The sequence below is a fragment of the Bradyrhizobium hipponense genome, from assembly GCF_008123965.1.
In the GTDB taxonomy this organism is placed as follows: Bacteria; Pseudomonadota; Alphaproteobacteria; order Rhizobiales; family Xanthobacteraceae; genus Bradyrhizobium; species Bradyrhizobium hipponense.
The window spans coordinates 63,981-74,118 of sequence record NZ_VSTH01000035.1; the positions used below are offsets into that span (position 1 = coordinate 63,981).

Annotated in this window: 10 protein-coding genes; 2 read left to right on the plus strand and 8 right to left on the minus strand. The window is 63.5% G+C overall.

Going from position 1 to position 10,138, the window contains the following annotated elements; all coding sequences use genetic code 11:
- Nucleotides 1-4: 4 nt before the first annotated feature.
- Nucleotides 5-940, minus strand: coding sequence for a LysR family transcriptional regulator (locus FXV83_RS11495; protein WP_148739291.1), 936 nt, complete (start codon nt 938-940; stop codon nt 5-7).
- 93 nt (nt 941-1,033) lie between these two features.
- Here FXV83_RS11495 and FXV83_RS11500 point away from each other — a divergent pair, with 93 nt between their 5' ends.
- A complete protein-coding gene (locus tag FXV83_RS11500; RefSeq protein WP_148739292.1) occupies nt 1,034-1,888 on the plus strand; it encodes an NAD(P)H-dependent oxidoreductase in 855 nt (284 codons plus the stop codon).
- 20 nt (nt 1,889-1,908) lie between these two features.
- Here FXV83_RS11500 and FXV83_RS11505 read toward each other — a convergent pair whose 3' ends face one another.
- The 4 genes from FXV83_RS11505 to FXV83_RS11520 form a co-directional block, all read right to left on the minus strand.
- Nucleotides 1,909-3,117, minus strand: coding sequence for an EAL domain-containing response regulator (locus tag FXV83_RS11505; protein ID WP_148739293.1), 1,209 nt, complete (start codon nt 3,115-3,117; stop codon nt 1,909-1,911).
- A 285-nt stretch (nt 3,118-3,402) separates the two neighbouring features.
- The gene (locus tag FXV83_RS11510) at nt 3,403-3,822 is read right to left on the minus strand and encodes a hypothetical protein (protein ID WP_148739294.1); all 420 of its coding nucleotides are present in this window, start codon (nt 3,820-3,822) and stop codon (nt 3,403-3,405) included.
- Nucleotides 3,823-3,961: 139 nt separating this feature from the next.
- Nucleotides 3,962-5,293 carry an MFS transporter gene (locus FXV83_RS11515; RefSeq protein WP_148739295.1) on the minus strand — a complete coding sequence of 444 codons (1,332 nt, stop codon included), beginning with the start codon at nt 5,291-5,293 and terminating at the stop codon, nt 3,962-3,964.
- Between the two features lie 303 nt (nt 5,294-5,596).
- Complete coding sequence (locus tag FXV83_RS11520; protein WP_148739296.1) at nt 5,597-6,760, minus strand: hypothetical protein; 1,164 nt, start codon at nt 6,758-6,760, stop codon at nt 5,597-5,599.
- A gap of 339 nt (nt 6,761-7,099) precedes the next feature.
- On the opposite strand from FXV83_RS11520, the gene FXV83_RS11525 reads away from it, so the two are divergent.
- On the plus strand, nt 7,100-7,720 hold the full coding sequence (locus FXV83_RS11525) for a response regulator transcription factor (RefSeq protein ID WP_148739297.1): 621 nt from the start codon (nt 7,100-7,102) through the stop codon (nt 7,718-7,720).
- A 105-nt stretch (nt 7,721-7,825) separates the two neighbouring features.
- Here the strand turns inward: FXV83_RS11525 and FXV83_RS11530 are convergent, their stop codons facing one another.
- The 3 genes from FXV83_RS11530 to FXV83_RS11540 all read right to left on the minus strand — a co-directional run bounded on the left by FXV83_RS11530 (nt 7,826) and on the right by FXV83_RS11540 (nt 9,393).
- Nucleotides 7,826-8,074: a hypothetical protein gene (locus FXV83_RS11530; RefSeq protein ID WP_148739298.1), complete on the minus strand. Its 249-nt coding sequence runs from the start codon at nt 8,072-8,074 to the stop codon at nt 7,826-7,828.
- A gap of 98 nt (nt 8,075-8,172) precedes the next feature.
- On the minus strand, nt 8,173-8,541 hold the full coding sequence (locus FXV83_RS11535) for an Hpt domain-containing protein (RefSeq protein ID WP_148739299.1): 369 nt from the start codon (nt 8,539-8,541) through the stop codon (nt 8,173-8,175).
- Nucleotides 8,542-8,697: 156 nt separating this feature from the next.
- Nucleotides 8,698-9,393, minus strand: coding sequence for a Crp/Fnr family transcriptional regulator (locus tag FXV83_RS11540; protein WP_187435830.1), 696 nt, complete (start codon nt 9,391-9,393; stop codon nt 8,698-8,700).
- Between the last annotated feature and the right edge of the window lie 745 nt (nt 9,394-10,138).

Below are 10,138 nucleotides of genomic sequence, written 5' to 3' on the forward strand. Positions count from 1 at the left end.
GGCCTTACTTCCTGCCCGGCGGCGGCTTCTCGATCCCCGGCAGCCGCGCGATCTCCTTGGCGAGAAAATCGACCAGCAGCCGCACCCGCGCGATGCCGGACCGCTCCGGCACAATCAGCATGTTGAGCGGAATGGCAGGCGGCGAATAGTCTGGAAGCACGAGCGCGAGTCTGCCGGCGGCAAGAAGATCTCCGACGAGCCATAGGTGGGTGGGCGCAATACCGCGACCGGCAGCGAGTGCCTCTCGTGCGGCAAGCCCGTGATCCACGCGCAATCGCCCTGCGAGCGGGACCACATGGCGGCCGCCGCGGCGCCCATGCAGCACGAGCACGTCGCTGCCGGCGACGTTGGACATCCTGACTCCCTCGTGACCGGCGAGGTCCTGCGGGCGCGTGGGCCTGCCGCGCGAGGCCAGATAGTCCGGTGCGGCCACAAGCACCCTACGCGACTGACCAAGCCGCTTGAGCTTCATCGAACTATCGGTGAGCGGTCCCAGACGCAGGGCAACGTCGACACCTTCCCGCACAAGGTCGATCCGCTCGTCCGTCAGGCTGAGATCCACCGCCACGTCCGGATAACGGTCCTGGAAGGCGAAGATGAAACGGCTGACGTGGAGCACGCCGAAGGCCGCGGTGCAGGAGACGCGCACCGTTCCGGCAGGCGCGCCGCGCGTGTTGCGCGCCTCGTCGCCCGCCTGCTCGACCAGGCGCAGGATCTGCATGCAATCTGCGTAGAAGCGGCGCCCCTCCTCCGTCATTCTCACACTGCGCGTGGTCCGCGTGAGCAGCGGCACGCCGACGGCTTGCTCCAGCTCCCGAATGTGCCGCGTCACCGTCGATTGGCCGAGACCAAGCTCGCGTGCGACCGCGGACAGGCTGCCCCGCTCGGCGACCCGCACGAAGCTGCGCATGCGTTCGAGCGTCACGTTCGATCTATCCATTTTCCGGCACGATCCTATCCATTGTCCACATCTACCGAATTGCGATGGGGCGCGCTACCTGGTCCGGGAAATCATCAAACCCATGGTGCTGATATGAAAGTGTTGATCGTCTCTGCTCATCCCGAACCGCGCTCCCTCAACGGCTCGCTCCGCGATGTTGCCGTCAGAGCGCTCGAGGCCCAGGGCCACGAGGTGCGGGTGTCAGACCTTTACGCGCAGGGTTGGAAATCGGACGTCGACCACGCCGACTTCCCGTCGCTGCCGACGGAGGCGCGGCTTGCACCCGCCGCTGCCTCCAAGCAGGCGTTCGAGTCCGGTACGCTGACCGATGACGTCAAGGCTGAGATCGAGAAGCTGCTGTGGGCGGACGTCCTGATCCTGCAATTCCCGTTGTGGTGGTTCAGCATGCCGGCGATCCTCAAGGGCTGGGTCGACCGCGTGTTCGCCTACGGCTTCGCGTATGGCGTCGGCGAGCACAGCGACAAGCGGTGGGGCGACCGTTACGGCGAGGGCACGCTAGCCGGCAAGCGCGCGATGCTGATCGTGACGGCCGGCGGCTGGCAGGAGCATTATTCGGCCCGCGGAGTCAACGGGCCGATCGACGACCTGCTGTTCCCGATCAATCACGGCACTCTTTATTATCCGGGATATGACGTCCTTCCGCCGTTCGTAGCCTATAAGGCCGACAAACTCGACGAAGCCGGTTTCCAGGCGATTGCGGAACGTTTGCGCGGGAGGATGAGAACGCTTGCGACGACCCCGCCCATTCCTTATCGACGCCAAAATAGCGGCGATTACCTGATTCCGAGCATGCAGCTCCGCGCGGGGCTTGAGGATTCCGGCGCGAGCGGTTTCGCGCTCCACGCCGAGCAGGCCGAGGCACGCAGCCCGGGTGGTGAGGCGAGCTCCATGCGGTCGACGATGGATGTGCGCGCGGCAACAGCGTAACTTACGGCCTGCGAACGACATCACTCGATTACCGTCCGCGTCAGCGTGCTCCTCGCAAATTTCTTCAGCGGCATCGGCTTGCCGAACAGAAAGCCCTGCACGAGGTCGAAGCCGAGCTCGTTCGCCGACACGAGGTCGGCGCGGCTCTCGACGCCCTCGGCAATGGTGAGCACGCCGTAGCTCTGGGCGAGCTCGACGATGTGGCGGCACACCGTTCGCTTGAGGCGGTCATCGCCGCAGCCGGTGACGAATTGCCGGTCAGCCTTCAGCTTCATAAACGGAATTTTGTCCAGACCCATCAGCTCCGGCCAGTTGGCGCCGAGGTTGTCGATCGACAGGCCGATATTGTGGAAGCGCATTTCGCGTGCGGCCTCGGTGAGAAATTCGAGGTCGCGGATCGCCTCCTCGCTGGCGATCTCGATCGTCAGTCCGCCGAAAGCCGGGTGCGTCGGCACGCGGCGGCAGAGCTCGCGCACGGCCTGCGGCTCCTTCAGGTAAGGCGCGGGAAGATTGATCGAGAGATCGACCGGGCTCTGCCGCTCCAGCAGGTAGTGCCAGTCCTGCACGGCGCGCTCGATGACGAACTCCGACAGGTCGCGGAAGTGCGGGTCGTGCGGCTCGGGGATGAAATAGGCGGGCGGCACCACGCCCCAGGTCGGATGCCGCATCCGCACCAGCGCCTCCGCGCCGCAGCGGACCAGCGTGCGCGCATCGATCTTGGACTGATACCAGAGTTCGAGCCAGCCCGCATGCAGGGCCTCGCCGACATGCACGGCCGGGCTCGGCGCCGGCTCCTCCGGCAGCAGCATCGTGACACGCTCGCGCAGTGTCTCGGCGGCGAAGGGCGTGGTGAGCGGCGGCAGCATCGCAAGCCCATATTCCTCGCCGACCTGCTGCACGGCCTTGACGATGATCGATTCGCGGGCGCCGACGGCCAGAACCTTGCCGTCAAATGCTTCGCGCACCAGCGTCTCCAGAAACTTCCCGGGCTCGATGCCGTCGGGGGCAATGCCGAGCAGGATCAGGTCCGGCAGTTCGTTTGTCAGCACCGCCTGCAGCTCATCCGCGCTGCCGCATTCGGTGGTGATGAAGCCGAGATCCTCGAGCACCTCGGCGAGAAACGCGCGCAGATGGCGCTTGCCGTCGGCGACGCAGGCGCGCGGCGTCACCTTTCGCCGTCCGAAGGTGACGGTCCTTCGTGCAGCGAGTTCAACAATCCCATCGTCCATCTCACACAACTCCCGTTCCGTGACGCTGGTGTTACAGACGTGAACGGTTTCAAATATGGAGAGCTTCAGTCGATTGTTGAATTATTCGGGTAACGTTAAAGCCCCCATCATGTGTAAAATTGTCCGGATATTCTTGAGGAAGGCTTCACACTTGTCGGCGTTTTGCGTGCAGCGGCGCGGCAATCTCTACGATTTCCGGCAGGACGAGGGGCATGCATGAGCGCAGCCGATGTCCTGCAATTGGACGAAGCCGCGCGCGTTTTGCCCAATTCAATAACGCCGGTATCACTTGCCGGTGGCCTTGTCGTGCTGGGCCATGCCGACCGCTTTGTAGTCGTAGGTCGGATAGAACTCAGTGCGGTAGGGACCCCAGGCGGTGTCCTCGATGATGCGGTTGACCTCGCGCAGCCGCGACGCCGGCAGGCGCAGCGTGATCACCTGACCGATGCCCATCATCACGTACCAGCTCACGACCTCCACGCCGGGCGGCGGGAAGGATTTATAGTAGCCTTGCTTCTCCAGTTGCACGTTCAGCTCATTCAGCGGTCGCGACTGATCGTGCTTGAAGAACACGGTGAGTAGAACGGCATTGTCCGCCGTCGGTGCGGCGTTGCCCGGTGGCGGCGCGGCCATCGTCGCTGCCGTCAGCGTCAGCGCTGCCGCGACCAGCGCAAGCACCGTCAACATTCGTCTGCCCGATCGCATCAGCGAACTCCCTTTTTCACCAGTCCATCCGGTGCTCTTGATCCGCAAGTACCAATCGACCATCGTCACCCCTGATGTGCCCTGAGCGCAGCGGAGGCCCTCAAAGGATGGCGGGACTTATCTCTTCTTTGTTGCCGTATCAGTCCGTTCTGTATTCGCCCGAAATGTTCTTGCCGGTGTAATCGGTCATCGCGGCGGTCGCGACCACGGAGATCACAGCGCAGAGCGCGACATAGGCTGCTATTGCCGTCGCCGAATGGAAAGTGCCGAACAGCCATGCCGCGATCAGGGGCGCCGGACCGCCGGCAATCACGGAGGCGAGCTGATAGCCGAGCGAAGCGCCGCTGTAGCGAAGCCGCCCGGTGAAGCTCTCCGCGATCAGTGCGGCCTGCGGTCCGTACATCATGTCATGCGGGATCAGTGACAGGACGATGGCGAAGAAGATGATCGGGTGCGAGCCGGTATCGAGCATGCGGAAATAGATGAAGCCGAACACGCCGGTCACGACGGCGCCGATCAAGTACATGTTCTTGCGTCCGATGCGGTCGGACAGATGGCCGAACACGGGGATCGAGACGAAGGACAGCACGGACGCCGAGAGCACCGCGGTGAGCAGGAAGTCGCGCGACACGTGCAGCGTGCCGATGCCATAGGAGAAGATGAACGCCGTGAAGATGTAGAACGGCGCCTGCTCGGCCATGCGGGCAAAGGCCGAGAGCAGGATCTCCTTCGGGTGCTCCTTCATCACCTGGAGCATCGGCGTGCGCTCGACCTTGCGCTCCGCGATCAGCCGGGCGAACACCGGCGTCTCCAGAATGCCGAGCCGGATGTAAAGGCCGACGCCGACCAGAATGAGGCTTAGCACGAACGGGATGCGCCAGCCCCATGACAGGAACTGTTCGCCGGACATCTGGCTGAAGGCCAGCACCGCGAGGTTTGCGAGAAACAGACCGCAGGGCACGCCGAATTGGGGCCATGAGGCAATCAGCCCGCGCGAATGATCGTTGCGGGCCCATTCCATCGACATCAGCACCGAGCCGCCCCATTCGCCGCCAACGCCGACGCCTTGAGTGAAGCGCAGCACCGTCAGGATCACCGCGCCCCAGATGCCGATGCGTTCATAGGTTGGGACCAGCGCCACCGCGAAAGTCGCGAGGCCCATCAGAAGCAGCGTGGCGATCAGCGTCGATTTGCGCCCGATGCGGTCGCCATAGTGGCCGAAAATGGCGGCGCCTACCGGGCGCGCAACAAAGCCGACGGCATAGATCGCAAACGCTTCCAGCGTGCCGACCCGAGGGTCGGAATGCGGAAAAAAGAGCTTTGCGAAAACGAGGCCGGTGACGGTCGAATAAAGAAAGAAATCGTACCACTCGATCGCCGTGCCGATGGTGGAGGCAATCACGGCGCGGCGCAGTTGCAGCTGATGCTCGCCGTCTGGCAGCGAAACGGGGTCGACCTGGGACAGGGACATGACGAAGCCTTTTGATCCTGCGGCGCCCCGGCTGCTGATGAAGTTGTTTTGACGAAAAAACTTCCAAAGCGGCACGGCGGTTCCATCCACCCCCCGGTCCCCCCGCCGAAGCGAAATGTGAAGCACCTCACATCGGCATTGCTGCACCTGCGCTAATAGTGTCGGTGCAGCCGGGGGCTGGCGAGGATCGCGGCAATGACGACGCGACGTATGATATTGTGGTGGTTCAGGTTCGTGCTGTCGGGGCGGTTTCTCGACCGCTTCCTCAGCTTGCCCCGCCCGCCGCGCTAGCGTCGGCGGCCGTCAGCTTTGCCCGATCAGTTTGCGAAACGCCGCTGCGCCATCCTCAATCGCGTCGCGGCCCTTCCAAGCCAGATAGCTCAGCTTGCCGCCGAGCGTGTCGTGACTGCGCAGACGGCGCGAGCCGAGAATGTGGCCGACATTGGAGGGGAAGCGGCTGACTTCTGCGGACACCAGCGCCGCGATCGCGTCCATCAAGTGCTGGAGCCGGATGCCCCATTCGGACTGGTCGAGGCCGTCGATGCGGACCTTGAGCGCATATTCGGTATCGTAGATCTCGGCGAGGAGGTCGCGCGCAACGAGGACGCGGTTGTTGCGAAGTGCGACGCGAAGCGCGAGGCGCTTGTCGTCGAGCCGGTCCAGCACCATCGGCACGACGCAAGCATACGGCGTGGCGGCGACGTCGGCGGCGCTCTTGCTGGCCGCGGGCTTGGTGGCGAGGCGCACCAATTGCCAGGATGTCTTCAGGCGCCTCGCCAGCAGCGCCAGCGCAAAGGGCAGCGCCTGCGGGTGGGATTTCTTGAAGGCGTCGAGCTGTGCGGTGATCTGGGCGACCTGGCCATCGTCGAATTTCGCGATGGTCTCGAGCAGCTTGTCGTTGAACTTCCGCAGCGCATCGCCGGCGCGCAGCACGTGCAGTATCTTCGCCACGTCGTCGAACGCGGTGCGCGATGCCGTGTATTGTGCGAGCTTGCTTCGCGCCTGCTCGGCGCCGTCGGGCGAGGCCAGGATGTTCTCGAGAACCTTCACCACCTTGGTCTGGAAGGTCGATGCGACCTTCAGCACTTCCTTGGGATTGTTGGCCGCGACCTGATCATTGATCGCTTTGATGTAGTCGCGCGCCATGGTCGGCAGCAGGTCGCGGCAGATCCACTCCCAGATCGGGGTGAGCGTGTTGCGCGAGATCCGTCCCGCATTGGCGTGCTCGGGTGCGCCGTCGATCAGCAGCAGCTCGATCGGCGCAAAGAAATAGCGCGAGGGACTGGTGGCACGCGCCTGGCTCGACCCGTCCTTGCGAAACTCGGCGCGCAATTTGGCTTGCACCTCGGACGAGCCCGGCATGTCGATGCCGCACAGCTCGAGCCGCTCGAGTTCGCTGAGCAGACAGCTGCGCGATAGCGGCGTCAGCTTCTGCAGGAATTCCGATAGTTGATTGACCTCGTTCATGGCACGCAATCTTCCGCAGCGATTCCCGCAGGCCGGCCGGTCCAATGCGAGGAGGCATTTGCGCGCTCTTAATTGCGATCAGAGAAGCAAATCGCCGTTAATTTATCCGTAAAATCCGGAGGCGGCGGGCATCTGGCATTGCGGTGATCGTTAAGACGACCTTCGCCTGTCTTCCGGTGATGCGGGCGGATTATCAACCCTGGCGTAGTGCGGCGGCATGCTGTGCAAGCATAAATTGTGCCGATGCCGGCATTTTAGCACAAAACTGACAAAATCACCGTAGTCTTACGGAGCAAAAAGTTAACCACAGATCACCCCGGGTTCCGATAAACGAGTGACATGGGGTCACAGAATGATACGGCCGCTGATTCGCGGCCGTCGGATTGGTACGAAGGCAGCGCTTCTCCGCCTGAAGAGCTCGACTTCGTCCGGCTCAACGCTGCCCGCGCCAAGGCGGCCGACGAGATGGCCGCCGCCATCGCCCGCGAGCTCAACGGTCCCCTGACTGCGCTCCTGCTCTACATGGGCGAGATCAAGCATCACAGCGATCAGCTCGCCCCGGTCTCTGGCGACCGCGCCTATTTGCAGCGAGTGGTGGAGAATGCGCTGGCGCAAACCGAGCGCGTTTGTGGCCTGGTCAAGCAGCTTGCCGGAACTCACAAGGGGGACTTCCCCCAGTCGTCCTTGACTGGGAGTGCGGAAGCGAAGGTCGGCCGCGCGCCGCAGCCGGCGCACATCAAGGGCCCCGAAGTCTCGAACTTGGGTCAGAAGCGGCTGACCAAGCGCGAGCGCGAGGTGCTGAGGCTGATCAGCGAGGGCTATTCGAACAAGCAGGGTGCGCTGCGGATGCAGATCAGCCCCCGCACGTTCGAGAGCCATCGCGCCGAGGCGATGCGCAAGCTCGGCGCGCGCAACACCGCGGACCTTGTCCGCGCGGCGCTGACGCATGCGATCGATTGAGGTCCTTGTCTTGCGCCGCCGGGCGGCAGCACGGCCAAGACTTGAGACAAGACTTGCGACAAGACTTGAGACAAGACTTGCAAAAGCCTTGGAACCCGATCTCGCTCAGAAATAGTCTTCGGAGAACGGACGCACGCGTGAGGTCGGCCGCAGCTGCTTGGGCTCTTCCTTCGGCGCACCCGGAATGATCGTGATGATCCAGCGCGGTGGGATGCTCGAGTCCTGCTCCAGCACCGAACGCACGAAACCCGTCACCGTCGACTCACCCGCCTGCACTGTCGCCATCCGGCCGTTGAACTGAGCGATGCGGAAGCGACGGACTTCTTTCTGGTCCGCAGTCTCATAGGTGAACATGGAAACCCTCCTGGTTTCCCGCGACTATCGCGACCTATGATTAGCCATCTGTGAAAATCCTAAACCGTAGTAGTACGGCGGAATTCCGCGCGGGGTCGTCAGTCCTCCGGTTCCTGCTGTCGCGCGGCAGCATAGGCCGCATCCATCCGCGCCAGGAGATCGTAAAATTCGGCCTCGCCGAGCGTCTCTGCGGTGTTCTCCAGCGCCAGTGCCAGCGCCGCGAGCCGGAGATAGCCGAACGTGCTTGCCGTACTCTTGAGCGAATGTGCATCGCGCGCAAACCTGGCGCGGTATTGCTCCAGTCCCAAGGTGCGAAACAGTCGCAGGCGCGCGCAGGTCTCGCTCCAGAACACGGCGCGGACTTCGCCGGCGCCGTCCTCGCCGATCTCGCGCACGAGAGCATCGAACGCATTTGGTTCGAGCAGCGGTTCGGCATCGAGCGCAGTGGCGAAAGTGGCTTCAAACATGGCTCCGTCCCCGATTGCCCGCCGTGATGCGCATCGCGAGCCCTCGGCGCGAGGCGTCCGGGTGATCTACGCCATTCCGATTTCGGTTCCGGTAGCGCGACGCGTGGAGTTTGCAGGTTGCCGTTAGCAGTTGATTTACCATGTGCCTGCGCCGCGTCAGCGCCCGAGCAACCTGTCATACTGCGCCTTCACCGTGGCGTAGCATTCGCACGCAGTCTGGCGCAGCCCATCCAGGTTGAGGATCTGGATGTGTCCGCGGCTGTAATGGATGAAATTGGCCTGTTGCAACGTATTGGCAACCAGCGACACGCTGTTGCGCCGCGCCCCGATCATTTGCGCCATCGCCTCCTGGGTCAGCTGCAGGCGGTAGTCGCCGGACAGGTCGTGGGTGTGCAACAGGCAGCGCGCCAGCCGCGCCTCTACGGGATGGGCGGCATTGCAGCCCGCGGTCTGCTGAACCTGCGCGTAGACTGCCAGCCCGTGGCGCGTGAGCAACGTCCGCAGGGCGGCGCTCTGATCGGCGGCGACGCGCAACCGGTCGAGGTCCATCGCGGATGCAACGCCTGCGACCAGCACGACTGCCGTGTTCAACGCGCATGCATCGCCCATGATCGAGAGCGTCCCGAGCAGGCTGTCGCGGCCGATCATGGCCACCTGCACATGCTCTCCCTTGGCGAGCTTGACCACCAGCGAGATGACGCCACGGTGGGGAAAATAGGCGCGCCTGAGCGTGTCGCCGGCCTCCACCAGCACCGCGTCGTGGGGCAGATCGACCGTGCGCAGATGAGGGCGGATCAGTTCATAATCGTCTGCCGACAGCGCGGACAAGAAACCGTTGGCTGGGCGCACCATTGGTTCCAAAGCTGCCTCCCGTCTCCCGAGCCGGCGAGCCGCTTGACGCGAAATCGCTCTTTGGGCGAGTAAAGTCCATCATGTTCTCGTTGAAATATATTGGCAATTGGGCCTATGTCCGGCTCCCGACAGTTGCTCATGCCGCAGCGTGCGCCATGATTGCGTCGGGGCTATTCTCCCGCATGGTTGCCAGCATCGCCACTTCGATCAACTGTCCTTTGGAGAGGCCCACGGCGGCAGGCTCGCGGTAAGGTTTCGTTTACCTCGCCTGAAGATGGTGCACGCCGGCTGCGCCGGGTCCGATGTCGTCGCCATGACGGACGCCGGATGCCGGCGGAGCCATTCCGCTCGTGCGCCATGCGGGCATCGCCTTCCACGGCCGCAGCTTTTCCGGAGGCCTCACACCGTCGTTAGCGGCGCGTTTACTCAAAGCGTCATCACACCGGCAATGACGGTCCGGTTTTGCCGAAGCGCGTCAGCCCCGGCAACCAAATGGCAAACAACTTGTCTTCAATCTCCGTATTAGCACGGAGGCTGAAATTAACGTGGCCGTGAAATGGGATGTCTAACGATTTAGGCGAGGGCGTCCGTCGGTTTCGAAGGACGCGCAGGCGACGCGCGCGATGCCCTCCGCTTGGCAAAGCTGCCGGTCGCGAACGGCCGCCACGGCCGACGCGATCAAGGGCCGAGTTTCGGCCGCCAGTCGAGGTTAGTAAGGCGTATCGCATGGATGATCTGTTGCGGG